This is a genomic window from Saprospira grandis str. Lewin, assembly GCF_000250635.1.
Classification (GTDB): domain Bacteria; phylum Bacteroidota; class Bacteroidia; order Chitinophagales; family Saprospiraceae; genus Saprospira; species Saprospira grandis.
Genome location: NC_016940.1, coordinates 664670 through 690510, shown reverse-complemented (window position 1 = coordinate 690510; position 25841 = coordinate 664670). Strand labels below are relative to the sequence as shown.

General features: G+C 41.1%; 16 protein-coding genes. All 16 read left to right on the top strand.

Translation table 11 applies throughout. The features are described 5' to 3' along the window. Positions 1-52 precede the first annotated feature (52 nt). The 16 genes from SGRA_RS02950 (at position 53) to SGRA_RS02875 (ending at position 25827) form a co-directional block, all read left to right on the top strand. On the top strand, positions 53-532 hold the full coding sequence (locus tag SGRA_RS02950; protein ID WP_014373666.1) for a prepilin-type N-terminal cleavage/methylation domain-containing protein: 480 nt from the start codon (positions 53-55) through the stop codon (positions 530-532). A gap of 4 nt (positions 533-536) precedes the next feature. Further along, the gene (locus SGRA_RS02945; RefSeq protein ID WP_014373665.1) at positions 537-1040 is read left to right on the top strand and encodes a hypothetical protein; all 504 of its coding nucleotides are present in this window, start codon (positions 537-539) and stop codon (positions 1038-1040) included. A 156-nt stretch (positions 1041-1196) separates the two neighbouring features. Beyond that, positions 1197-2633, top strand: a complete 1437-nt coding sequence (locus SGRA_RS02940; protein ID WP_014373664.1) for a GspE/PulE family protein — start codon at positions 1197-1199, stop codon at positions 2631-2633. A gap of 208 nt (positions 2634-2841) precedes the next feature. Then, positions 2842-4836 (top strand): type II secretion system protein GspD, encoded by a 1995-nt coding sequence (locus tag SGRA_RS02935; protein ID WP_014373663.1) that lies wholly within the window; start codon positions 2842-2844, stop codon positions 4834-4836. A gap of 2 nt (positions 4837-4838) precedes the next feature. After that, the gene (locus SGRA_RS02930; protein ID WP_014373662.1) at positions 4839-6056 is read left to right on the top strand and encodes a hypothetical protein; all 1218 of its coding nucleotides are present in this window, start codon (positions 4839-4841) and stop codon (positions 6054-6056) included. Continuing rightward, positions 6053-7288 (top strand): hypothetical protein, encoded by a 1236-nt coding sequence (locus SGRA_RS02925; protein ID WP_014373661.1) that lies wholly within the window; start codon positions 6053-6055, stop codon positions 7286-7288. Before SGRA_RS02930 ends, SGRA_RS02925 begins: the two co-directional genes overlap by 4 nt. Next, positions 7276-7629, top strand: a complete 354-nt coding sequence (locus SGRA_RS02920; protein ID WP_014373660.1) for a hypothetical protein — start codon at positions 7276-7278, stop codon at positions 7627-7629. The genes SGRA_RS02925 and SGRA_RS02920 overlap by 13 nt, the downstream gene beginning before the upstream one ends. A 397-nt stretch (positions 7630-8026) precedes the next feature. Continuing rightward, positions 8027-8497: a PulJ/GspJ family protein gene (locus SGRA_RS02915; RefSeq protein WP_014373659.1), complete on the top strand. Its 471-nt coding sequence runs from the start codon at positions 8027-8029 to the stop codon at positions 8495-8497. Continuing rightward, complete coding sequence (locus SGRA_RS02910) at positions 8482-9609, top strand: type II secretion system F family protein (protein ID WP_014373658.1); 1128 nt, start codon at positions 8482-8484, stop codon at positions 9607-9609. Before SGRA_RS02915 ends, SGRA_RS02910 begins: the two co-directional genes overlap by 16 nt. Positions 9610-9895: 286 nt before the next feature. After that, positions 9896-10393 carry a hypothetical protein gene (locus tag SGRA_RS02905; RefSeq protein ID WP_245538625.1) on the top strand — a complete coding sequence of 166 codons (498 nt, stop codon included), beginning with the start codon at positions 9896-9898 and terminating at the stop codon, positions 10391-10393. Between the two features lie 47 nt (positions 10394-10440). Beyond that, a complete protein-coding gene (locus SGRA_RS02900) occupies positions 10441-12018 on the top strand; it encodes a LamG domain-containing protein (protein WP_041329460.1) in 1578 nt (525 codons plus the stop codon). Between the two features lie 2 nt (positions 12019-12020). After that, on the top strand, positions 12021-12527 hold the full coding sequence (locus SGRA_RS02895; RefSeq protein WP_014373655.1) for an OmpH/Skp family outer membrane protein: 507 nt from the start codon (positions 12021-12023) through the stop codon (positions 12525-12527). After that, positions 12527-13150, top strand: coding sequence for a hypothetical protein (locus SGRA_RS02890; protein ID WP_014373654.1), 624 nt, complete (start codon positions 12527-12529; stop codon positions 13148-13150). Before SGRA_RS02895 ends, SGRA_RS02890 begins: the two co-directional genes overlap by 1 nt. A 2-nt stretch (positions 13151-13152) precedes the next feature. Further along, complete coding sequence (locus SGRA_RS02885; protein WP_014373653.1) at positions 13153-20346, top strand: hypothetical protein; 7194 nt, start codon at positions 13153-13155, stop codon at positions 20344-20346. Between the two features lie 471 nt (positions 20347-20817). Beyond that, positions 20818-21507, top strand: coding sequence for a LolA family protein (locus tag SGRA_RS02880; RefSeq protein ID WP_245538624.1), 690 nt, complete (start codon positions 20818-20820; stop codon positions 21505-21507). Between the two features lie 6 nt (positions 21508-21513). Then, positions 21514-25827, top strand: coding sequence for a hypothetical protein (locus SGRA_RS02875; protein WP_014373651.1), 4314 nt, complete (start codon positions 21514-21516; stop codon positions 25825-25827). Positions 25828-25841: the final 14 nt, after the last annotated feature.

Genomic DNA, 25841 nt, shown 5'->3' with positions numbered 1-25841 from the left:
TAAAATAACAGTTTTGCTTTTAACCGCTATTTTGAAAGAGTAGGCTGCAAAGATGCCTTTTTTTATTGAACTTATTAAAGAAATGTGTTCCTTTGTGGGGCAAAAGAACAAGCACAATATTTCTATGAAAATTTTAAAGAAAAAGCTAAGCGCTTTAACACTAACGGAACTCATGGTGGTCCTTGTCATTATTGGCATTCTCATTCTATTGGCTCTCCCCAATATGAAGGGACTTTTTGGCCAAGCATATAGCCTAGAAGCCAAAAAACAACTTAAATTCTTACATAGTCTACAAGAAGGCTATCACGCTATGAATTTTCGCTATTCCGATGATTTTAAACAACTTCGCTTTGAACCCCCAAAAGTGAAAGCCAATGGCGGAGATGCCGTTTACGATTATGAAATTGTCAACGCTTCTAAACAAAGTTTTTTGGCCAGAGCAACCGCTACCGAAGATTTTGATGGAGATGGCCAACTCAATGTTTGGGAAATTAACCAAGATGGCCAATTGCAAGAAGTGACCCTAGATTAACCCCATGAATTGGCTAATTATCTGTTTTTTAAGCGCTGTCTTATACCAAGATTTTAAAGAGCGAGCCATTTACGCTTTTTTGCCAGTTTTGCTGCTCTTTTTTGCGTTGGCCAAGCAATTTTACCAACTAGGCTACATCCAATACGGATTTATAGGCTTCAATTTACTTTTGCTGAGCCTCCAACTAGTTATGCTACAACTATATTTTCTACTCAAAAATGCCCGCCTTTACAGTATCGTTAATCGCGAAATTGGCCTAGGCGACCTTCTGTTTTTTCTTCCCCTTTGTTGCTTGTTTTCCCCACTCCAATTTATCTTTTTCTTTATCATCAGCCTTGCAGGCTCCCTAATTGCTTATCTGCTATTTTCTAGCCTCCTGGGCTGGTCCAAAGAAAGTATCCCCTTGGCTGGCAGTATGTCGGCTTTCCTCATTTTTTATCTACTCTTAGAGCAATGGACTAGCTTTTCTATGTATAACGATTCCTTTTTTTACCAATGGATAGGATAGGAGCTCTTTTTTAGGGGCCTCCCGCCTTCGGCGGGCGCTACGTTTCGGGGCTCGCTGCTCGCTCGGCCCTTCGGCGCAAAGCGCCTCGGTCTGGCCCTGCGGGCCACCCCTACACATCGCTAGGCCATTGGCCCATTTTCCACCAAATACTTGATTATGATAGACTGGGAAGATCGCCTTCAACAAATTGACAGAAAATTGTTGCAACGCCTTAGCGATGAAGAAGCTTGGCGCTATCAGCTGATCCTATTTAAGGAAGATGAAAAGGGCTTACATGCCGCTGTGGCCGAAGATCAATCTGACTTGACTGCTTTGGCCCTAGAATTAGAACTCTTATTGGGCCAAACGGTTCAGTTTTACCCCTTACCCAAGGCTGTTTTGCACCCCTTTCTGGGCCAACACTATCGCCGCGATAAAAGCCACCGAAAACAAGAGAAACTAAGCACTACAAAAGATAGCTTGCTTTCCCTACTCCTAGAAGCTGAAGAGCTTGGCAGTAGCGATATTCACTTTGAAGTCTATGAGAAAAAAGCACGGATCCGCCTGAGAATAGATGGCGAATTGATCGAACGATATAGCTTGGAAAAGAAAGATTACCCTAGCTTAATCAATAAAATTAAAATTAAGGCCCAACTCGATATTGCCGAAAAACGCCTGCCCCAAGATGGCCGAATCTTTCTAGAAGAAGGCGGGCAAAAACTAGATATTCGAGTTTCTGTTTTGCCCACACTTTATGGCGAAAAAGTAGTTATGCGATTGCTCCGCAACAATAGCAGCCAAATGAAGCTAGAGGAGCTCGGTTTTGATGCTCAAAGCCTCAGACGCTATCAAGAAGGCATGATGATGCCAGAAGGTTTGGTACTGATTAGTGGACCAACAGGATCTGGAAAAACAACAACGCTTTATGCTAGTTTGCATCAACTCAATACTGTGGGCCGAAATATTATTACTATTGAAGATCCTATCGAATATACTTTGGAGGGAATCAATCAGGTGCAACTCAAAGAGGCTATTGGACTTGATTTCGCTAGTAGTATTCGAAGTTTTATGCGCCAAGATCCCAATGTAATTATGGTGGGGGAAATTCGAGATCGGTCTACAGCCGAAATGGCGATTAGAGCATCTTTAACGGGGCACTTGGTTTTTTCTACCATTCATACCAACTCTGCTTGGGGAATTGTGGCCCGTTTGGTAGATATGGGTGTACCCGCTTATTTGCTAGCCGATACCTTGAATACGGCAGTGGCTCAGCGCTTGGTTCGTTTACTCTGCCCCGCTTGTAAACAAGCAGAGGCATTTCGACCAGAGTTGTTGCCTTATAGCTATACCTTAAAACAAAAAATTAGTCAGCACTATCTAGCAAAAGGTTGTGCAGCCTGTAACTACACGGGTTATAAAGGTCGAAAAGCTATTTATGAGGTTATCCGAATAGATGAAGATTTGGCCCAACACATTAAAAATAAATCATTTAACGTAAAAACATTACTTCAGGAAAGGGGAGTAGAAAGCTTGGCGGAAGCGGCTATAAAGCTTTTAGTGGCTGGAGAGAGCACAATAGGAGAGCTTTATCCTATTTTGGCTGCAAGTAGTTAGTAAAGCTTGCTTTTGGCTGTGGCCTTGGGCCGCCTTTCAACGCCCAAAGGGCGTTTTTATGGCTGAGGGATGGGCAGCAGTGGCCCGCAGGGCCAGACCCAACAAAATGAGCGTAGCGAATTTTGTGCAGGGCCGAGCGAACAGCGAGCTGCGAGACAGCCCGACCCGACCGTAGGGAGGGGCAGCCCCAAAAGAAAAAAACAAAAAGATGAAAACAAAAGGTCTGTTACTCTTACTCTTGATGCTTGTGGGCCATATTGCTGTGCAGGCACAATTGGGTGAAGATCGGTTTGAGTTGTTGGAGGAACAGCTAGATCGTTTTTCTAAGCAAGAGACAAATTTGAACAAAAAAATAGATATTTCTGCTTTGGGGACGGTTAGTGAGATTATCACGGCGGTAGCTCAGCAAACTAAGCTTAATATTACGATAGATCCGCAGTTGCAGCAGGCGGTTGTTAGTAATTTTTCTAAGGTTAAGATTAAGGATTTGCTGCTCTATCTTTGTCGGCAATATGATTTGGATTTAGCCTTTTCGGGTTCTATCATTACGGTTTTTCCGTACAAAAAAGAGCTTCCCATACCCAAGGAAAAAGAGTTGGCCAAGTATAATGGGTATACCAACAAATTGAGTTTAGACGCTAAGGCTGAGCCTTTAGATAAGTTATTGCGCTCCATTACACGATCGACGGGGCAAAATGTAGTGGCGAGTAAAAAGGCCCAGCAATTGGCGGTTTCGGTTTTTGTAGAAAAGGCTGAGGTTGAAGATGCCCTGAGGCTTTTGGCTCGGGCCAATGAATTACAGTTGAGTAAAACGGATGAAGGGGCTTTTTATTTGGCCTTGAAAGAAGAGGAAGGTGATCCGACATTGGCCAAAAATAAGAATACAAAAAACCGCTTAAGTATGGGGGCTGGAGTTGATTATCAGGCCATCCAAAACCTTTCTATGCTTGTTACAACAGACTCGTTCAGTCAAGAACAATATTTAGATATAGAAGCCATTGATATTCCTCTACTAGACCTTATTCAGGCTGTTTCTATTGAGTTGGGCCAAAATTACTTTTTATTTGAAGAAGGGGGAGCCAATAGGGGCAGAGGGCAACAAAGGGGTCGTAATAATAATAATCGACAGCAAAATGGAACGGCTTCTAATCCAGCTATTTCAATGAAGTTGAGTCATGCCACCTATAGTGAGTTTTTAGATTATATTTTAACGGGGACGACTTTAACCTATAAATTATCGGAGGGGATTTATTTAATTGGAGATCGAGAGCAGGAAGGGTTACGAACGGCAAAGGTGGTGCAGTTACAAAATCGATCGGCTCAAGAAATTGAAAAAGTGATTCCCTCAGATTTGCAGGAGCGGGTAGATATTCAACCTTTTTTAGAGCTCAATGCTGTTTTATTGAGTGGTGCAGCTCCTGAAGTAGCCGAGATAGAGGCTTTTTTGCAGTCTATAGATAAGCTGGTTCCGGTCGTTAATATTGAGTTGATTATTTTGGATGTACAAAGGAGTTTAATCAATGAGAGTAATTTAGAGATGGGCTTGGGCGAGTCGCCTGCTAGTGATCAGGCAACCTTGACGCCAGGCGTATCTTTTAGTTTTGGGGCAGAGACCATCAACCGTTTGTTAAATACTTTAGCGGGGAGAGGAATTGTCAATCTGGGGCGAGTTGTTCCCAATTTTTATGTTTCGATGGGGGCTGTAGAAGATGCTGGTTTAATCAAAACGAAATCAAGGCCACAGCTTTCTACTCTTAACTCTCATGAAGCGACTTTTACTGTGGGAGAAACTCGTTATTATCAGGAAACTAGAACGACAGTTCAGGGGGTACAAGGAACCGTGACCCAACAGGATATAAACTTTAAGTCTGTACAGGCCAATTTTACTATAGGAATTCGGCCTCAGGTATCTGGAGATGAGCAAATAACAGTAGATATTACGGTCAGTCAGTCGGATTTTACTGGAGAAACTCAAATTGGGGCACCTCCAGCTCAGTATTCTCGTACATTTGAGTCGGCTTTACGAGTGCGCAATGGCGAAATGATTGTATTGGGTGGTTTGAGCACTAAACGCAAAGAGGAAAGTGCAAAAGGGGCCCCTTTTTTGGCAAGGATCCCCTTACTTAATCTTTTGGGAAGCCGAAAGAAAACAAAGTCAGATAGCGAGTTGCTTATTTTTATTAAACCTACAATAGTCTACTAATTATGCAAGCGAAAATGGCATCTTGGTTATTATCTACAAAGCAATTGGCTGGGGTAGAATGTTTTTGGACCGAAGAGGGCTACCGTTTGCAAGTTGTAGTTTTGGCCAAAAAAAAAGGGGAGGCAAGCATTGTTCAGCAGGCGGCCAACTTGGGGAGTTGGGATGAACTAAAGGCCTTGCTGCCAAAGGATTGTCCAATATTTTTTGGCTGGAATAGCCCTAAGCTCATCTTCAAATCTTTTGACCGAGCATTTGAAAATAAGGAGCAGGCCCTAAAGACAATATTCCCCTCTGCTAAAGCAGCTGATATTTTAGTAGAGTTTTTTCCCAAAAAAGAGGGACAGTTAGTTGTTTTGGGGCGAAAAGAAGAGCTATTGAATTTATTGAATTTGGCTCAAGAGGCGGGCTTGCCTATCGTCTATGCCAATTATGCGCCTTTTGTGGCCACCGCTTTATTTCCCTATCTGGAAGAGGAGCGAGTAGCTGCTAATCATTATGAGTTTTTTTTGGAAGATGGAGCCTTGAGTGAACTGTTCAAGCAAGAGGGAACAGCCCAAGAATTAAACTTGGGCGATGAGCAGCTCGATAGTCGTTTGTTGGCTGCAGCTGCTTTGGCCTTTATTGGTTTAGAAGATGTTAGACAGACGGCTTTGGATATTCCCTTATTGAAGGATAATCAGGAGCGATTGATGTACAAAAAGCTACTAGAGTTGAGTACTGCTCTGCTATTGTCTTTCTTTTTCATTAGTTTGTTAGCCAATTATCTATACCTGGGGCAGCTAGAGCAAGAAAATGAATCTTTGAGTTTGGAAGTAGCTCAAAAGCAACAGCTAATTGCTGAAAGAGATCGGCTTAGAGAAGATTATGAACAGCAGGTAAATTTGGGAGCTGGAGCTAGCTTAGGCGAAAAAAGTCAGCAATCTTTTTACGCCGATCAGTTGGCCAGTAGCTTGCCAAAAAGTATTCATTTATTAGAGCTAGAAATAGCTCCTTTGCTAGAAGATAAAAAGGCGGAGCGAGAAGGGAAGGCGCCAAATTATCAACAAGGACTTATTAGAATTAAGGGGATTTCTAAGAAGTCGGTCTTTTATAATGATTGGAAAAAATCATTGCAAGCCTTGAGTTGGGTAGAGCGTATAGACGATATTTCTTATCAGAATATAGATCATTATCAAGCCACTTTTGAGCTGATGGTGATCTGCAAAAAAGAAGGCGAATGAAGCAAAAACTAAGCGGGCGGGCATTGCTTTTTGCCATTGTGGTGAGTCTGCTGATTGCGATTATTCTAGGGGCTTTTTTGATGTTGTCCGCTAGTCATCGTTTTTTGCAGACAAAGTCGTTTTTGCAAGGCCAGTTAATTCGCAATGCAGATGCAGGCATTGCTTATTTATTGGCCCAAGAAACAGAAATAGAATCTTGTATTTCTTTGTATGGAGGGGCTCAAGATAGCGTTTGTCTTTTTAAGCGAAGCTGGGGAATATATGACTATTTAGGGGCTAGGAGTTTTCATCGACAAGATAGTTTTAGTCGCTTGTATTTGGTTGGGCAACTGCCTGAAGGCTGTTTGAATGCAGCAGTCTATTTGGCGGATAGAGGAAAGCCGCTGATGCTGGCGGGTAAAACTCAGTTGAGAGGAGCTGCTTACTTGCCTAAAGCGGGATTAAAAGGAGGACGGGCTGCGGGTCAACCGTTTGAGGGGGGGCAACTGCTTTATGGCGAGGAGCGAAGAAGCAGTAAGTTTTTACCGCGTTTAGCATTAGACAAATTGAGGCATTTGGACCAACTGCTGACTTTGCCTGAACAGCAAACCAGTCTGGCCCCAAAAGTTCACTGTTCTTTTGAACAAACGCCTAAATATATTTTAGCCGAAGAATTATATTTGCAAAATGAGAATTTAAAAGGAGCCTTACTCATTCGAGCTGAAAAAGCAATTTATGTTGGAAAAGAGGCTCAACTAGAAGAGGTCATCTTGCAAGCGCCCAATATTATTTTTGAGTCGGGTTTTGAGGGCAGTGTTCAAGCTATTGCTAGCGATACAATTATCGTACAGGCAAACTGCCGCCTTAAATATCCCTCTGTTTTAGCCATTTATCGCAATCAGTTGGCTGAGCAAGCCAGTTTTTTGGAATTAGATTCGGCTTCTATCTTAGAGGGGATTTGGATTTCTCAAGAAGAATATAGCCCGTCTATGGGCCGCTCTAGGCATCGTTTGGCGCCAAGGAGCAAAGTCCGAGGATTTGTTTATAGCAATGTTTACTTAGATATGCAGGCCGATATTGATGGGCAGCTCATGCTTCGACAACTGAGTTTGAAAACGCCTGCAGCGGTTTATGAAAATTATCTGATTAACGTCCAAGTTGAATTGGAAAAACGTCCAGAACATTTTTTATTGCCGGATATTTTTAAGGAAGGAAGTCCCAAAAAAAGAGGAATTATCAAATGCTTAGAGTAATGCAAAAAGTGCCGGCCACCTCTTTATTGGAGAGCATGATGGCCCTACTACTTATTTTTATTAGCTTGGCCTTCGGACTAAAATTTTATATACAATTGCTAAAAGCCGATGCCATACAGCAACAATCTTTAATTGAACTTTGCTTGCAAGATATCCGAACGACAGCTTTGGAGCAGGGACCTTCAGAAAATCAGCAGTTTGATCGCCCCCCTTTTATCATTGAACAGAAATGGCAGAAAGAAAATGCGCCTTATCTCTATCGTTTAGAACTAACCGTTCTGGATGCGCATAAAGAAGAATTGCGAATCGATAAACAGTGGTTATATTGGCCTGTGGATTAAATGCTTGTTTTGGGGCCTCCGCCTCGCTTCGCTCGTCGGCGCTACGTCCGGCAGCTCGCTGCTCGCTCGGCCCTGCGCAAAAAACAAGTTTTTGCTTGGTCTGCGGCTTTGCCGCACTGCCTACCATCGCTAGGCCGCCCAACAGTCTTTCTTCTTTTGGCGTTTTTCTTCGGCTGCTGAACGGTTTTTCGCAGATGGGCTGAAGTCCATTGTTGTTATAGGTTTCAACCTACAGTAAAAAGGCCCGAAGGGCCGTCGGCTTAGGGATGGATAGCAGTGGCCGCAGGCCAGACCCAGTTTTTTGAGCGCAGCGAAAAAAACGCAGGGCCGAGCGAACAGCGAGCTGCGACACAGCCCGGCCCGCCCTTTGGGCGGGCAAGCCCCAAAAAAATAGGAGATGAAAAAATATGCGGCATTTACTTTAGTAGAGCTTATTTTGGTGATGTTGTTGGCTACCTTTGTATTGTCTATGGGGTTGTTAGCTCATCAGATAATGGATCAATTGTATCGTCAATATGAGCGAGAGACGGAGGCAATTTTGGAATTGGATGCTTTTCGGGCCATCTTGCAGACTGATTTTGTGCGTAGTCGGAGTGCTATTTGGGAGGAGCAGCGGTTAATTTTGGAAATGGATAGTCTGCAGTTATCTTATTCTTTTGAGCGAGATTTTGTTTGTCGGCAAATTCTGGAGATGGAGGCCAAAGTAGATACTGTATTTTGCGAGACAAAAGCATTGCGTTTGTATTGGGAGAAGGCTTTGCGGGAGGAAAATGGGCCAGTAGATGCTTTAGATTGGGAAATAGAAGATTTGGATTTTGTATTTAGGGTTAGGAGCCAAAAAAACAGGGATCAATGGGAATCAAATTAGCGCGAAAGGAGAAAAAAAAAGAGGAAAGCTCTAGTTCTTTTTGGGCCTTCATGAATAAGGATATTAGTTTTGGGGGGGCTTTTTCGGCTAAGAGAAAACAAGCTTTTTATGAGGAGTTAGCGTTATTATTGCGGGCGGGTTTAGATTTGCAGACGGCCTTAGAATTATTGAAAGAGAATTTAAAGAAGAAAAAGGAGCAAGAGATTTTAGGGCGTTTATTAGAGGAAATCATTTCGGGGGCTCGTTTTTTTGAGGCTATGCAGCGTTTGTCTGTATTTTCGACTTATGAGTGTTATAGTATTCAGATTGCGGAAGAATCGGGTCAGTTACAGGCTGTATTAAAGGATTTGGCGGCTTTTTTCAGGAAGAGTTTAAAGTATCGGCAGCAGCTTATTTCTGCTTTATCGTATCCTATTTTTGTTATGAGTTTTTCTTTTTTGGCGCTTTTCTTTTTGCTGCGTTATTTGGTGCCCATGTTTTCGGGGATTTATGAGCGTTTTGGTAGTGAATTGCCTTATTTGACGCGTTTGGTCGTGCAGGCTTCGGATTATAGCAGTCGTTATGGGGGCTATGTTTTGCTCTTGCTGCTAGGGTTAATTATATTTTTATATAGTCAAAAAAAGGCGGTTTGGTGGCGAAAATGGCGGGCGAATATACTGTTGTTTCTGCCTATTTTTGGGCCGATTATCAAGCGAATATATTTAGCTCGTTTTGCTCAATCTATGGCTTTATTGTTAGGGGCGCGTTTGCCTTTGTTGCAGGCTATGGATTTATTGGATCAGATGATTGATTTTTATCCTTTAGAGCTAGTATTAAAATCGGCTAGTCAGAAGGTATTACAGGGAGATACTTTAGCCGAGGCTTTGGGAAAGGGAACTATATTTAACAATCAGTTTTTGGCGCTTATTCGAGTAGGGGAGGAGGCAGGCCAGTTGGGGCCTATGTTTGGGCGTTTGGCAGAGCAGTATAATGAAGAAATAGAGCAGCGAACGGCTATTATTGGCAGTCTGTTAGAGCCTGTTTTGATTGTTGCCTTAGGATTTATGGTTGCTGTTATTTTAGTGGCGATGTATTTACCATTATTTCAATTGAGTACATCTATAGGGTTTTAAAGTATTGAATGTAGATGTATTTTTTGTTTTGTGACAGGCCTAATATTTTTTTAAAAAAAGATATTAGGCCTGATAAGTCTATATTAGGTCGTACTTGGTCTTAAGTATAGTTTGTTTTTTAATGTAAGATACTTTATTTGTGACTTGGCTTAAGTAGTTTTTTGAATAATAATTACTTTTGCGACCATAGAACGAATAAAACCTAAAATAAATGAAGACGAAGAAACAGACTTTCTGCCCTTCTCAAATAGTTGTTGTGCTTCTATTTTTATTATTTTCCACATCAATGTTGAAGGCACAGCATCCAGATAGTTTAGCTCAGGCTGCAATTGATTCAGCTCGTTGGGATAGTTTACAGCAGGTGCAGGCTTTTGAGCAGATGCGCTGTGTGAATATAGAAGGGTATTTGACTGCCTGTAATTTTCAGTGTTCAGCTGGGGCGCAGCCAGCATGTTCTATAGATTCTTTACATCATTCGGCATTGAGTTGTAATCAGGCCAAGGGAGACTTAAAACTACAAATTCAGTTATTAAGTAGTGATTTAGTAGAAGAGATAGAGCTAAAGATAGGACGTAGTCAGGGCCAAAATAATGTATACAGCCGTACTATCTCTTTGGAAGAAGGAGCGCTTAATGGGCGGTCACGCTTAATCAAGAAAAGAGCTAATGTTTGGGAGTTTCAGTTAGATCGGATATCTAGGCCATATCCCTTATATATAAGATTGCGTTTGAAATCAGTTGACGGACGGTATTCGGCTACATACAATTATGATTTAGCCAATTAGTAGATAAAACATAGACCCAAAACTAGTAAACAGCGGGAAAGAAGAACATGAGAAATAAACTATGGATTTCAGTAGCAATGCTTTTAATCGGGCAGCTGGTTTCAGCACAAACAGGAGCTGTTGCATACTTCAGGATGAATGGAACAGGAGATGATCAGTATGCTAACCATTCTGCTACGATAAACGGAGCTATTCCCACAACTGATCGTTATGGACGGGATAGCAGTGCATACTATTTTGATGGCCAGGATGACTATTTAAAATTATCTAATTTACAAGCATTAAAGTTTGCAGAGTATAGCTATTCTGTATGGGTTCAAGCAGAGCCAGTTTCATATAAAAGCTATATGCCAATAATTTCTATTGGTGGGGCTAATGGTGATCAGGGGCTATATGTAGCTAATAATTATTATGGACAGTCTGGATTTACGGGTTATGGTTGGACCAACTGTTCTAATCCGCAAGTTGCCTATTCGGCCTCTACGGGAACTGCTGAAAATGACAATTGGCATCATGTATTGTATACAAGAAGCAGTACGGAAGGAAAAGTTTATGTAGATGGCGTTTTAATAACAACAACCTCAATACCTTCCAATTGTCCGCCTCATTATGCTACAGCTCAAGAGAGCGCAGTGATAGGAATGCGATTTAATCAGACAAAGTACTTTAAGGGGAAGTTAGATGAGTTGAAGATATTTAACTATGCTTTAGGGGCGGATGAGGTTTTAGCGGTATATGAAAATAGTTCAACAATTGGTGCTTGCTATTTGGATGTAGAAACAGAAGAGTCTTTGAGTTATTCTTCAGGAGTATTAACTTCGAATACAGCAACAAAAACAACGGCTAGCTTTTTAAAGCTCATTGTTCCTGGAGATTTATGCAAGCTGCCCTATGATCCTAGGTCAGATTTAGGAAATCTGGGGCTTCTGGGGTTGTCTGTAAATTTAAATAGTTTTGGTACAGACAGTGAAAGCTATGTAGGTTTAGGCTTTAAGCAACAAGATGGAGATTACTATTTAGAACTAGGTCGAACAGCTGTACATATTTATAAAAATAAGGAGATTATATATACGGCTCAGAATAAAACGCAAATAGGAGATAGAATTGAGTTAGGGCTTGATCAAGAAAAGGTACATTTTTATAAGAATGGGTTAGAAATAGGGGAGCCTCAAGTACTTACATCAGCTGATGAGGGTTTTTTCTATACGGGCTTAATTGGAAATGCCACTGCTATAGATCGCATTAGAGTACGTACAATTTGTGAAGATCCAGATCCTAGCCCTAACACAGGAGCGACAACATATAATTGTGCAGATTTTGTAGCGGGTTTACCTTATTACGAGTTGAAAGAAGAGCTAGATGGAGGTTATGTTTCCGTTACAGATGATAGTTTAAGAATTCGATTTGATCAAGATTATGAGTTATTAGCTGGAGAACAGTTGAGCTATAAAATTTATGCTTGGAATCGCCAGCTAGCAGATACAGGAACTATAGATTTAACGAGAGGAACTAACTGGTTGACGCTTCCTCTAACAGCAGCTTCTTTAAGCGCTAACAAGTATTATATATTAGAAGTAGAGGGAAATCAGGGAATTGATTATTTCTTAAGGTTTAGAATTGAGTAGACATGTGGAATGTAAAGAATAAGTTTAAAGCTGTAGTTGCAATACTAATTTTTTCCTTGAGCTTAGCGGCTTGTAATCAGGGCCCTAAATTAGCCTATGTAAATAACTTTAAGCTTTTTGAAGAGTTTCAGGGCACCTTGGAGCTAGATGCTAAACATAGAGCTGAAAGCAGTCATCGGCAGCAAGCTTTAGATTCAATTAAAGCGGAAATATCTGCTATGGCTGCAAGTGATTTAGATGAAGATGCAGTAGTTCGGATGAAAACGCTAGAAAAGCGCTATAACTTGTTGTTGCAGCAGTTTAACCAAGAAACAGCTAATGATCAACAGCGTTATCAAGAACAGTTGTGGACACAGATTAACCAATATGTTTTTGAGTATGGCAAGGAGCAACAGTATGACTATGTATTTGGGTCTGCTGCTAATGGCTCTTTAATGTATGCTGATGAGGCTGAAGATATTACAGCAGATGTTATTGCCTACATCAATAAAAAATATGCAGGGAAGTAATGTGTAAAAAACAGATACTTTATAGCTGTTTAGGTATTTTATTTCTTGCTTTTGGTTCTTGTACAACTAAAGAAATAGATGCCAAAGACTATCTAGATTATATTGATGATCCAGATAATGGCTTACGCAAAACAAAAGTAGTTGCTGGTTTAGAGTTGGATTTAGCCTATCGGCCTTCAGACGCACTAATTCTTCTCAAAACAAATTCTGAAGAAGAGTTTTTGAATCTAGATTTAGATAAGGAGCGATCAGCCTATAAAGACTTACAGTACTACTATTTAAGGCTGAGGGTTAGGGATCGTGAGAAAGAAGGCACAACTCTTCTCAATTGGCAGGTCTATGATCAAGCTGCATCTAAACGGCGCTTACAGTATTTGTCTTTTGATATGGCCGAAGATATTCTATTGATAGATGGAGGAGATAGCTTAAAGCCCTCTTTATATCAGTTTGAGAGAAGTTATAATATGTCTAAATATGGAGGCTTTTTATTGGCTTTTAAGACTAATGAAAATAGTAAAAAAGCAGACAAGACTTTTGTATTAGATAGTGAAGAATTTCAGATAGCACCAATTAAGTTATTTTTTTCTGGAGAACAGATTAAGAACACACCCAAGATAAAATAATCATGAACTACATTAGCAGAGCTAAGTTTAGCAAGCGAGCCGCTAGCTTTTTCATCTTATTGATGATCAATCAAATGTTTTTTCCAGCAGTTGCATTAGCATTAACTTCTGGCCCTACTCAACCTGAATTGCAGTCTTTTGAACCTGTAGGCACTACCGAAATGGTGGACCTATTTTCAGGAGATTTTACATACAATATTCCTCTATTTGACCTCCCTGGTCCAAATGGAGGATACCCCGTAAACTTGTTTTATAATTCCGTAACCTCTCCTGAAGCAGAAGCTTCTATGGTAGGTTTAGGCTGGAACCTTGGTATTGGCGCAATCAATCGACAGATGCGAGGGCTGCCAGATGACTTTAACGGTGATTTGATAGAGCGAGAAGTGGATCAGAAGGATAATGTGAATAGAGTGTATAGAGTTTCTGGAGGAATAGAGATGCCTGGAGTTGATAAATCTAAAAATTTTTCTAAAGGTTTTAATTTAGGTTTTAGCTATACAATAAATAGCTTAAAAGGTCAGGGAATTAGCTTTGATCCAGGAGTTAGCCTAGGCTATAAAATAACAGATAAGTTTAGCTTTGGAGCTGGTTTTGGGATGAATATGAGCTCTTTTGATGGTGGTAGCGGGCAAGCTAATCTTTCTGTATCTTATAATAGAGGAGGTGTTGAAGGAGATAGGAGGAGATCAGCTAGGGGAAGTGCTTCCTTGCAGCACGCTTATGGGGGGCTATCTGGGCACCGTATGTCTCTAGGCCTAAATGGAGGTTATAATAAATATAGGAAAAAATCTACAGATCAAAAGGAATCTTTAGTGACTACTACTGGAGTAAGTATAGGTTTGATGCCTGGATCAGAGACTACATATACTCCTCTTGCTGATAGACAATTTAAGGGGTCTAACTTTTCTGCCAATTTTGATGTTGGAGGTTCTGCTAGTTTTGCATATTGGAAAGGGGGACTACATTATTCTCAGTCAATTCGAAAGCTTGCTAGAAAAAACTTTAAGGCAAAAGCATATGGAGTAGAATATTTGGGGGAAGCAAGAGATGATAATCAAGCATTGACAGATCACAATACAGAAGGACAGACAGCCATTCAGTCATGGACAACAAATCTACCAATCCCCTCAATAACTTCAGATGTTCTATCTGTTACAGGTCAGGGCGTGGGTGGAGCCTATCAGCCATATCGAAACGATATTGCTGTTGTTACCAGTCGTGATAATAAGGTACATGTTTATGGGGGGAGTGCTGGAGTTGAACTAGGTCTTGGAGCGCCTTTACGCATAGGACTTGATTTAGATTATAATCACCAAAAAGAGCATGTTTATAACCATCAGCCAGAGTATGGAAATAATATTGGAGCACAGAGAAAAACTGCCTCAGATCCTTTCTTTGAACCTTATTACTATAAGGGCTTTGGTGAAATGTCTACCGAGCGACTTATTAGTGATGCTTATTTAATGGGGGATGATTTAGTCAGTCCATTGAAGGCTCGTACAAATGAAAGCAGATTAAGAAGTATAACTACAGGAGCTACATTAGCAGATGTTAAGGGCCGAGGGAAAAGAAAGGCAAGAAGTAAATCTATACAACCATATAAAAATAGAGAGTTAGCTACTGGTTTACTTCCAGAGTTTAATATACAACATTATAGTAAACAAGAAAGTGCTGTTATTGACGAATATTCTGTAAAAGAAAATTTATCTAGACCTTTAACGAAAGAAAATCATACTGGAGCCTATACTGTCTTATCAGAAGAAGGGCTTCGTTGGAATTATGGCCTAGCTGTGCAAAATGTAGAACAAAAGGAATATGCTTTCTCAGTTGCACCAGAAATAGATCCTTGTAAGAAAGTTATTGATATTGATCAAAGAGATGAAAGTATTCATTATAAGGTAAACCATACAGAGGAGTATCTAGATATAACAACGACTCCATCTTATGCACACTCTTATATGCTAACCTCTATATTGGGAACGAACTATATTGATATGGACCCTACAGATGGAGAACCTAATGATGAGGATCAAGGTTATTGGGTTCGTTTTGAGTATGCTAAAACATCAGATGCTTATATATGGCGTAGTCCCTTTTTAGGTGCTACTTATAGCCAAGGAAAAGCCACTGCAAAAATAGATGATAAAGGTAGCTTTACTGCAGGAAAAAGAGAGCAGTATTATGTGGCTAGAATAGAAACTAAAACACATAGAGCTGAATTTGCCTATTCTCAACGAGAAGATGCCTATGGCGCAGGAGATTATATTCAAGATCAAAACTCAAATATTAAGTATGGTGATTCATCTTATAAGTTAGACTCAATCCGGATTTTTTCTAAGCAGGAGTTAGCCACTAAGGGAAGTACTGCGATACCTATGAAAGTTGTCCATTTTGAATATAGTTATGAGCTATGTCCTGGTACAGAAAATAATGTGAATGGGGGGGGGAAATTGACTTTGAAGAAAGTTTATTTTACCTATGAGAACTCTAATCGAGGGGCCTTAAATCCATATCAATTTGAGTATCCTGACCAAGGAGTTTCTTATGCCAACTATTATGCTTTAGGTGTAGATCGTTGGGGAACAAATCGAGGGGAGCTAGAAAATGCTTGCACTGATAGCTATATTTCTTATACACAACAAACTAATTCATTAGTTGCACCTTTAACAAAACAGGAGATGGCAGACAGAGCTTCTGTCTGGCATTTGAAAAAAATAAAACTACCCTCAGGCTCTACTATTGAATTAGAATTAGAAAGAGATGAATATGGCTATGAGCAGGACCATGTTGCGGGACAAATGTTTAATATTGTAGCTTTTGGAGATCCGCTCAATCCTTATGATGAGGAAAAGTTAATAGAAAATACAACAGATATTAGTCATCCAGATTCTTCTGCATTAGCTAAACTGTATACTTCTAAGTTGTCTAGTTTAAATACCTCTGGTAAAAAAGAAGCCTTATCTATTTATTTTAAACTAGAGGAGCCTATTTCTAATGACGCAGCTGCAGGAGCAAAATTTGAACGATATTTTACAGACCTTTATGAAGATGATAAGGGAAAACAACTCTATTTGCGTTATGCAGCCAACGTTTTTGGGCAATATCTTGCCAGTGATGGTTATCATGAGAATATAGTCGCTTATTTGTATATCAAGTCTTATGAGTTGGTTCCCTCTGTCTCAGGGGGAGATTATTTATATGGACGAATTATCTTAAAGGATTATGGGGATTTTTCATCTAAAGTCAATAAATATCATCCTTTGGCCATAAATATATGGCAATACATTAAGTTCAACTTATTGGATCAATTTCTAGGAGAACCACCACTAACAGGAACAGGACCTGCTGGAGGAGATGGAAATGCTTGGAATAGAATGATGAAAAACGCTATTTTATCCATCAAGAGCTTTTATAAGGTCTGCGGAGAAAGACAACTAGGAAAGAAAGGAAACTTAAAGCGCTCTTTTATTCGTCTAAATACTCCCGACCGAAGAATATTTGGTGACGGCCTGAGAGTGAAACGAGTTTTACTCAAAGACCATTGGACTAAGGAAAATACGCCTGTTTATGGGATGGTCTATGACTATGATACTCAAGATGAAAATGGCGAAGTCATTAGTAGTGGTGTTGCTGCAGCAACACCTGTAGTGGGGCGAGAGTCTAGTGGTTTACGCTATGCGAAACACTACATGAAAGCAAAAAAGAGAAATCAGAATGAATTGTATTTTTTTGAATATCCCTACAATGAGAACTTCCTTCCAGGAGCATCTATAGGCTATTCTAAAGTAACAGTGAGGAGTTTGGCAACAGAAGCTAGCCTTGCTCAACGAAAAGGAGAGCCCTTTTCACAAGCTTATCAAGATGCAGGTATAGATCCGAATCTTAAAGGCTTTGCTAGTTCTGGACAATCTATTCATGAATTCTATACAGCAAAGGATTTCCCATATATTCTTAAGGCTGGAAAAATTGATAGAAAATATCGGGCGAACCTTATCCCTATACCATTATTGGGTTTCAATAAATATGCACATTATAGGGGCAGTCAAGCTTATTCTGTAGAACTTAACAATATGCATGGCAGACTTAAAAAGGTGAGTCAGTATGCGCAAAGCAAGGATGGAGAAATGCTTGATAGTCCAATAAGTTGGGTAGAATATAACTACAAGCATAGAGTCGAAAGTTATGCAGAGGGGATTAGACTTCGAGAACGAAAAGTTTTAACTAGCCTTGTTCCTGTATTATTAAGTGATACAGGCGGGGCTGACTATGGACAAAATGTGAAAGTTGAGTACCAAGAAATGGGCGTTGATCGTGAAGTGACTGTTGGTGCTGAGAAAAACAGCTCAAGAGCAGTATCTATTGGAGCAGGTCTAAATACGCTTTGGTCACTACCACTTTTTATCGTCCCTGTAGTGGCTGGTCATGGTCATATAACAAATGAATCTATGCAAACTCAAGTAACCAACAAAGTTATTCGTCGTGCAGCTATTATGGATAAAGTTGTAGCTTACAACGGACAGTCTAGAGTGGAAACAGAAAATCTATTATATGATCAATACACTGGACAAGCACTCTTAACAAGAGTGAACAATAACTATGACGATGCTATTTACAGCTATAATCTACCAGCACATTTTTTCTATAAAGGAGTTGGTCCCGCATATAAAAACTGGGGGGCTGAGTTTCTTGCTGCTGTCGGAAATCAACGCTTAGCAGGAACAGATAATCGCTATGTATTAGACTTGGGCCCACAATTACCCACTACCTGGAATGATCTTATGGAGGGGTTAATCGCTGGAGATGAGTACTTGGCTTATAACCAAACAAATCCTTCATCCCCTGCCGTTAAGTTTACACTACTCTCTAAATACGAAGAGAATAGTAATTGCTATTTGGAAATGCATTCAGACGATCCTGTAGCTCTAGGCAGTACTTATCAACTAAAAGTAATTCGCTCTGGTGCCAGAAATCAACTGACTGCATCGGTTGGAAGTATTACAGCTTTGTCTGACCCTACAAAAAATAGAGCTGTAGTTTCTTGTGATGGACCTCTAGAATTAGACTCTATTACTTATAGCTGTGATACAGAAACTGAAGCAATAGCTGCAGAACTAGCTGATTTCTTAAATGCAACCTTGGATGTGGATAACTTAGGTAGTGCAGCTACAACTTCTAGCTACTTAGGAAATTCTCCAACAGAAGCTTATGCAAATCGGATAAATACTGGGGGAAGTGCAGTCTTGAGTTCAAAATGGACTCAACTAGCTAGCTTAATTAACTTTGAAGACTGTAGCTACTCGGGCTGTACAGTTGAGCCAGTAGATCCTGCAAACCCCAATGATGTTTCTGTTAATTATCTTGAAGAGGATGGTGAAACTGTTAATCCTTACACTACCTACTCTACACCTGATTGCTTTGAGGGATTAGTGGAGTACAATCCAGCTAAAATTAAATGGGAACCAGAGGGTACACACTTGCTGAATCCTATCTATTACTACCTAGAAGGAAGTCAAGGTGATGTACCTAAAATAGGCGCTGAATTACAGCATTTTGTAGATGTCCGCTTACAAAGCTATAGCAATAATGCAATTCAAGGAACAACCTATCCAAAAATTGACAGCTATGCTATTCGTGGCTGTAATCGATTTAGTGGAATAGATGTACTCGAAATTGCTATTGAAGTGAAAATGAGAGCTGCTACTGATCCTGTAACCTTTATCTTGGCTACGGATCGTATATTCTGCCACGAATTCCAATGGCCAGCGGAAGAACAGTTGTCGCTACCATTATATGCTTACAGAACGATCAATGATGTATTAAACATTTCCGCTGCAGAACTCAGCGAAGATTGGCTGCAAATGCATGCTACTGCTAGTGATAACCCCTACGCCACTGGCGAAAGAGGTATCTATAGAATGCTAAATAGTTATACTTATGTCGATGAAAGAAGACAAACTACCCCCACAGTCAATCTCCGTAAAGATGGTGCTATGGATTCTGTTGTCCTTTTTGAATGGAACCGGCCTGTCTTGATGCAAGATTGTGAGGCTTTTGACAAATGGAAGAAAACAAATACAATTACTAAGTACAATGGCGATAATGCGGAAACTGAAAATCGCAATATCATCGGACTGTACTCTTCGGCCCTATACGGCTACAATGGCTCTTTACCAATTGCCGTAGCCGCCAATGCCAAACAAGAGGAAATCGCTTTTGAAGGTTTTGAAGAATATGCAACAACTACAGATCTCAATAATTTGCCGCATATCGAAACTGGACAGCTGAACTTTGGCAACCAAACTGATACAGCCTACGCAATTTATCACCGCCTAGATGTTGCTCAACCTTTTTATTGGACTGATGGACAACTCTATCTAGATGAACCCTACCAAAGTAGTTGGAGCAACTATTATCAGGGCCAAAATATGCGACTACACCTTCGTGATGAAGCCGGAAAAGCACAATCAGACCGAATTATTATCGATAGCTTAAGTGCTAGTCCCAATGGGAAAATTATTATTCATTATGATCCCAATGAACTAGATATTCCTTCTGCCTATCGCCTCACTGGCGCAGTAAGCATAGAAAGAAAATTGCCTAGTCAAGAGGTTTCAAATACAATGGCTAGTCTCTCTGATGAAACAGCTCATACAGGAAATCTTTCGATCAAACTGCAGGCTAATGGAACCTTTAACTTCGATAATAGTATGATGGAACTCGAAGCAGATAAAGCCTATGTCTTTAGCTGCTGGGTAAAATTGGATAATGCTGATCGCCCAACTTATCAGCCTTTTGTCGACCTACTGACTAGCTCCAATGTACAGCTATTAAGCGATATGAGTCCTACAGGAACTATTATCGATGGTTGGCAACGAATGGAAGGGCAGTTTAGCATTCCTGAAGCAGCGCTGCTTTCAGCTACCTATGAAGGACTTTTAGGCTTGCAAAATAAGCATAAAGGTAAAGCGCTTTATATTGACGATTTACGGATTTTTCCTGCCGAAGGAGGCTTGCAAACCTATATCTACGACCCTGTTAATTACAAAGTTAGAGCTACTCTAGATAATAATAATTTCTTTAGCCGATACCTCTATAACCAAGAAGGGACCCTAATTGCCGTGCAAAAGGAAACGGAACGAGGAATTAAAACTATCCAAGAGACTGGCTCTCACATGAAAACAACAGATGTAGAATAAGTGATTTTTGGGCCTCCGCAGCAAAGCTGCGGCGGTTACTCCCGTTGGTCGTCGAAGACGGACTAAAGTCCTTGTTGTCGTCCGGCAGCTCGCTGTTACTTGCTTCGCTGCGTCGGCTCCCGTTGGTCGGGTCACTCGGCCCTGCGCAAAAAACAAGTTTTTGCTGGGTCTGCGGCTTTGCCGCACTGCCTACCATCGGTTACTCCCGTTGGTCGTCGAACTGCGCCCTAAAGGGCTTGTTGTGGCCGCTCAACAGCCTTTCTTCTTTGGCCGCTGAACGTTTTTGGGTCTATGATTTCAACCTAGAGTAAAAAGGCCCGAAGGGCCGTCGGCTTAGGGATGGATAGCAGGGGCCGTAGGCCAGACCTAGTTTTTTGAGCGCAGCGAAAAAAAACGCAGGGCCGAGCGAACAGCGAGCTGCGACACAGCCCGGCCCGCCCCTTGGGCGGGCAAGCCCCCAAAAAAGAAAAAATGATGAAATATATTTTTGCCCTTATCGGCCTAGTTTTACAATTCTCCTTATGGGGACAAGATCTGAAAAAAGATTATGAAGCCTTGGAAAAACGCTATGCAGAAATAGTGAATTTTTCTGCCGATATAGAGGTGGATGTCTATGATTTACAGTCCTCTAAGTTGAAGCCCTTAGAACAGAATAAAGGTTTTATATATAAACAAAAAGACTTGTTGCATTATGCTTTTGGGTCATTTATTTTTCTGAAAACAGCTAAAGAAGCTATTATGGTTGATCAGGAAGATAAAGTGATTATTCTGCAAAATCTTCAGGAGTCAACAGCCGCTCAAGAAGATGAAATGCTCTCTAAGGTAGAGGAAGCAATGCGCCTATACGATAAAATAGAGTATTTGGGGCTAAAAGAAGGGCTGAAACACTACAAAGTAAGTATGAAAAAGGGCTACTTGATGAAAAATATGGAGCTCTATATAGATGCAGAAAAGATGCTTATTCAAAGGGTAATTTATGAATCATATATAGCAGAAATGGACCAGTTGTTAAAGGTGGATATGCGCTTTTTGAATTTGAGCACATCCCCCAAGGCCAAGCGTCATTTTAGTCGCAAACAATATATTGAAAAACGAGCTGGAAAATACTATCCAGTAAGTAGCTATAAGACCTACAAACTCATCAATCAGCAAAGTCATTAAATTGTTATGAAAACGAATAAAGTACTATACCTCCTATTGTGTTTGTTCTTGCCCCTATTTAGCTGGGCGGGAGATAGTGATTTGTGGTTGTCAGCGCCCGCGGACTCTATTTATGTGGGGAAAAAGCTGGGGCTTCGTGCGCCAGATTATAATTTGAGTGAAAGTGCAGACCACCGGATATCCTGGGAGGCGGAGCTTCATTTGGTTTATGGTCGACGCGATCTACTGGACATTAGTGGGGCTGCAGATTGGGAGTTGGAGTTGTATTTTAGCTGGCATGGACGGACAGATATAGATACTTTGCGTTTATCAAATACAGAACAATTAGGCGTATTTGAGTCTATGGTCTTGTTGCCTCATGAGCTAGGCGAGTGTGAGGTCGAAATAAAGGGCCTTAGTTATAATGGGAGCAGTCTGACTGATATTAGTGGGATTGGCCCAGAGGATATAGAGCTACAATTGCGCTTGAAGCGGAAACATTATTATTATTTGGATCCTACGACCGCTTTGACGGTAGGAGGAGAGCATGTTTTTAATGCAGATGCGAGTCAGGGAGCGAAAGAAAGCTATTTGGAGTTGTATTGGGACTATCTTCCGGGGATGGAGTCTGCAGAGGTGGAACTTGTATTTTGGGATGCGGAGATATCAAAAGCCGCAGATCCGACTGATCCAGAATTTTTTGCAGATGCGATTCGAGTAGAGACTTCAGCACAGCATTATCGTTTTGAGTTGAGCTATCCTGCAGGGGAGATCTATTATCGGATTCGCCCGATAGGCCGTTATATTCGAAATACGGGCAGCAATTACAGTTGGCGAAAAGAAGGGGCTTGGTCAGTTGTAGGCCAAGAGACAGTGAGTCCCTCAGAGGCTTTTGAGCCAGAAGAGAACTGGCAGTATAGTACTGTTTATGCAGAATCGGGTAAGCAAAAGAAGGTGATTACCTATTTTGATGAGAGTATGCGGGCCCGTCAGGTGGTGACCTATTTGAATGATGATGATTTGAGTTTGGTTGGAGAAACAGACTACAGCTTGGAAGGTCAGGCGGTGGTTAATATTTTGCCTGTACCGACTCAAGGGGTGGAAAATAATCTATTTTTTAAGGCAAATTTTAATCAGAACAGTCAGGGACAGCCGTACAACTATACAGATTACGATAAAGATACAGGCGCAGATTCCTTATCAACGAATTCAGGAGCCTCTTACTATTATTCTTCGGCTCATTTGGGGTCGACAGCTGATGGGCTTTATGTTCCTTATATAGCCGATGCAGAGGGCTATCCGATGAGTCAGTTGCGCTATAAGCGAGATGGGACGGGCCGTGTAGCAGAGCAGTCTGGAGTAGGTGGGCCTTATCAGTTAGGCTTAGGACGGGAGACCCGCTATTTTTATGGATCAGCGAGTACGACAGAGCTTCGTCGATTGTTTGGGTCCAATGTGGGGAATGCAACACATTATGAAAAGCATGTAACAGTAGATGCAAACGGACAGGCATCCATTGCCTATGTAGATCAGGCGGGTCAAACAGTAGCAACCGCTTTGGCCGGGGAGGCTCCGACGAATGTGGAAGAGTTGAGCCATAAGGAGAGCTATGACCAACGACTAGATATGATGGGGAGCAATGTCTTGGCCAATAATCAGTCCTCAATGACGCATGTTTTGTTGAAGACAGATATGGGGGTACAGACCTTTAGTTTTGATTATCAGGTGGACGCAAGCTATTTTGAGCTAGCGGGTTTCCAAAATAGCCTATGTGAGAGCTGCGTCTATGCTTTAGAGATAGAGGTAACAGATCCTGATGGACATTATGTTAGTCCCATTCCCAGTTCGTTGACAGGAGGGCTGCTACATACAACAGTAATAGACTCGAACCATAATCGCTATCAAATCCGAGATACAATCCGGGCTTCAGATTTAACAAATTGTGGCCCAGGGAATGTACACAGTCATGGGGTATCGTTTAAGCTGAGCTTAACAGAAATGGGGGAATATACAGTGAATAAACGCCTTCGATTGTTATCTGCGGAAATGCCCTTAGATAGTTTGTCCTCGCTCTTTGAGGATAATAATATGATACCAACGGTAAGTCCAGCAGCGATAGATTCTAGTTTGTGTAACTTTATCGAAGGGCTAAATCCAGCAGATACGGCAGATACGAATCCTATACTAGCGGCCCAAGTAGAGGTTTGTAATGGGATTTTATCTCAAATAGAGGATCAATTGACAACAGTGAGTGCATCGGCATGGTTGGCTGCAGACTTGGTAAATTTGATAGGCTTAGCTAATTTTACCTTAGCGGATTTATCAGGTAATTCCTTAACGATAGAGGTAATCAATTCTACAACGATTGATTATAGTGGGAATTTGAGTCTGGAAAGCAGTACAGCAGATGTATACTACGACTTTAGTCAAGCAGATAATACAGATTCTTTGGTGGTTCTTTTGGTACAACTCCTAAAAGATAGTTTGTACCAAGAGACAATTTTATCAGAATTAACAAGCCGTCATCGGGAGTATTGTCATTATGAAAGTTGTGTAGGTTTGTTAGCGAGTAAGCGTTATGATGCACGAATGAGTTTGTATAAGGACTGGTATGCTTGGCAGGCAGGCGAGAACAGTAATGCTACAGTAAAGATACATCATGCTGCAGCAGCAATGAGTGAGTTTGCTCAGAATGACTCATTTTTGATCGTGTTTCCAGCCTATAGTAGTTGTGATGCGAATTACTTGGAGAATGAGATGAAGCGGATGTTAGAGGACTATTATACTTCTAGTGTCTATTTGTATCCACAGTTGATGGTAAACTATGTGGATAGCTTAATAGATCCAAGTTTGCGTTGGACTGGTATACAGACAAGATCGACAGAGGAACTCCGTTGGTCGAGCTTTTTATCCTATTATCAAGGGGCAAAGTTTCAGATAGAGCGAAAGTGTAGTCAATGTAGCTACTATAGTGATAGTTTAGCTCTGATAACGGCCTTTCCGCCTTATGATACGGCTGCGAGTTTTACAGAAATCGAGGATAGTATTATAGCTGCGATAAGTGATAATTGTGCTGATGGTTGTTCCATAAATGCAGCCTATAGCCGTTGGGAAATAGAAACAGAGTTGCTTTCTTGTGGATTAGGTGATTTAGATACGACAGGAACAACTTATCTGGCGATACAGGCAATTTTAGATCGTATTGCTTTGGATATGGAAGCGAACTGTTTATCGACTTGTGGAACGGGCAATCCCTTGGGTTATGCTTTGTTGGAGGACTATCAGTCGGGTCAATCGCCACATTTGGATAGTGTATTTATTCGTTTAGATACGGCCTTGAGCTTATTAGGGGCAGACCCTTATCCTGTAGATCCAGACAGTTGTTCTATTGCGAGCTATGAAGATTTGATTTTGACGGCTCATGGAGCCTTGTACGATACACTTAGAGTGGAAAATAAGCTTTATGGTCCAGGAGATGTAATAACTATAATTGATTCCTTAGTGTTTGTACCTAAGGAGGATACGGCTTTAAGTAATTTTACAATAAGTCTCTCCGATTTACAAGATTCTTGTATAGCCTCTTTGGTTGAAGATGCGATGGAGGAAGCCTGGGAAGCACAGCAGGAGTTGATCGCAGAGATGATCACGGCCTATCGGGCGCAGGTGGGCAGTTGTTGGGACAATCCTTTTAAGGAGTCCTTTTCAGTGAGCTATGAGACAGGGGAATATCATTATACCTTATATTATTACGATCAGGCGGGGAGTTTAGTGCAAACGATACCGCCCGCTTCGGTGCGTCCCTTGTCGGCTAGTTCCTTTGATTCTCATGGGGAGTGGTTAGGAGATGAGCCAGAGCATTCTGCCAGAGGGTTACATACAAAGTACAAGTACAATAGTATGGGCCAAATTCTATGGCAGGATAGTCCTGATGGAGGGGCAACAAACTTTTGGTATGATGATGAGCAGCGCTTGCGCTTATCTCAAAATGCGAAGCAGGCCGCAGCTGTAGATTATAGCTATACTCGTTATGATGAGCTGAGTAGAGTGGTTGAGGTTGGACAATTGGAAGATTACCAAATGCCAACAGATCCTGCGCTTTTAGCGGCAGATTTGAATGATTTGAGTTTTCCTGCTGCAAGTAGTTATACTTTAGATGAGTGGGTGCGTACGAGCTATGATGAGTTGGCGACTAGTCCGATCAATCAGGAGCATCTTCGAGGCCGAGTATCAAAGGTAGAGAACCAATACCAAGCGAACTATTATAGCTATGATATTTTAGGGAATGTATCTCACTATTATCAGTATGTCAAGAATCTAGATAAAGGTGTAGCCTACCCGTAAGGTGCAACCAAAAA

What these genes read in the sequence shown, in the direction of transcription:
- SGRA_RS02885 (WP_014373653.1), top strand. Translation starts at nt 13,153, where the DNA reads ATGAACTACATTAGCAGAGCTAAGTTTAGCAAGCGAGCCGCTAGCTTT.
- SGRA_RS02945 (WP_014373665.1), top strand. Translation starts at nt 537, where the DNA reads ATGAATTGGCTAATTATCTGTTTTTTAAGCGCTGTCTTATACCAAGAT.
- SGRA_RS02930 (WP_014373662.1), top strand. Translation starts at nt 4,839, where the DNA reads ATGCAAGCGAAAATGGCATCTTGGTTATTATCTACAAAGCAATTGGCT.
- SGRA_RS02940 (WP_014373664.1), top strand. Translation starts at nt 1,197, where the DNA reads ATGATAGACTGGGAAGATCGCCTTCAACAAATTGACAGAAAATTGTTG.
- SGRA_RS02920 (WP_014373660.1), top strand. Translation starts at nt 7,276, where the DNA reads ATGCTTAGAGTAATGCAAAAAGTGCCGGCCACCTCTTTATTGGAGAGC.
- SGRA_RS02915 (WP_014373659.1), top strand. Translation starts at nt 8,027, where the DNA reads ATGAAAAAATATGCGGCATTTACTTTAGTAGAGCTTATTTTGGTGATG.
- SGRA_RS02935 (WP_014373663.1), top strand. Translation starts at nt 2,842, where the DNA reads ATGAAAACAAAAGGTCTGTTACTCTTACTCTTGATGCTTGTGGGCCAT.
- SGRA_RS02950 (WP_014373666.1), top strand. Translation starts at nt 53, where the DNA reads ATGCCTTTTTTTATTGAACTTATTAAAGAAATGTGTTCCTTTGTGGGG.
- SGRA_RS02910 (WP_014373658.1), top strand. Translation starts at nt 8,482, where the DNA reads ATGGGAATCAAATTAGCGCGAAAGGAGAAAAAAAAAGAGGAAAGCTCT.
- SGRA_RS02900 (WP_041329460.1), top strand. Translation starts at nt 10,441, where the DNA reads ATGAGAAATAAACTATGGATTTCAGTAGCAATGCTTTTAATCGGGCAG.
- SGRA_RS02875 (WP_014373651.1), top strand. Translation starts at nt 21,514, where the DNA reads ATGAAAACGAATAAAGTACTATACCTCCTATTGTGTTTGTTCTTGCCC.
- SGRA_RS02925 (WP_014373661.1), top strand. Translation starts at nt 6,053, where the DNA reads ATGAAGCAAAAACTAAGCGGGCGGGCATTGCTTTTTGCCATTGTGGTG.
- SGRA_RS02895 (WP_014373655.1), top strand. Translation starts at nt 12,021, where the DNA reads ATGTGGAATGTAAAGAATAAGTTTAAAGCTGTAGTTGCAATACTAATT.
- SGRA_RS02890 (WP_014373654.1), top strand. Translation starts at nt 12,527, where the DNA reads ATGTGTAAAAAACAGATACTTTATAGCTGTTTAGGTATTTTATTTCTT.
- SGRA_RS02905 (WP_245538625.1), top strand. Translation starts at nt 9,896, where the DNA reads ATGTTGAAGGCACAGCATCCAGATAGTTTAGCTCAGGCTGCAATTGAT.
- SGRA_RS02880 (WP_245538624.1), top strand. Translation starts at nt 20,818, where the DNA reads ATGATGAAATATATTTTTGCCCTTATCGGCCTAGTTTTACAATTCTCC.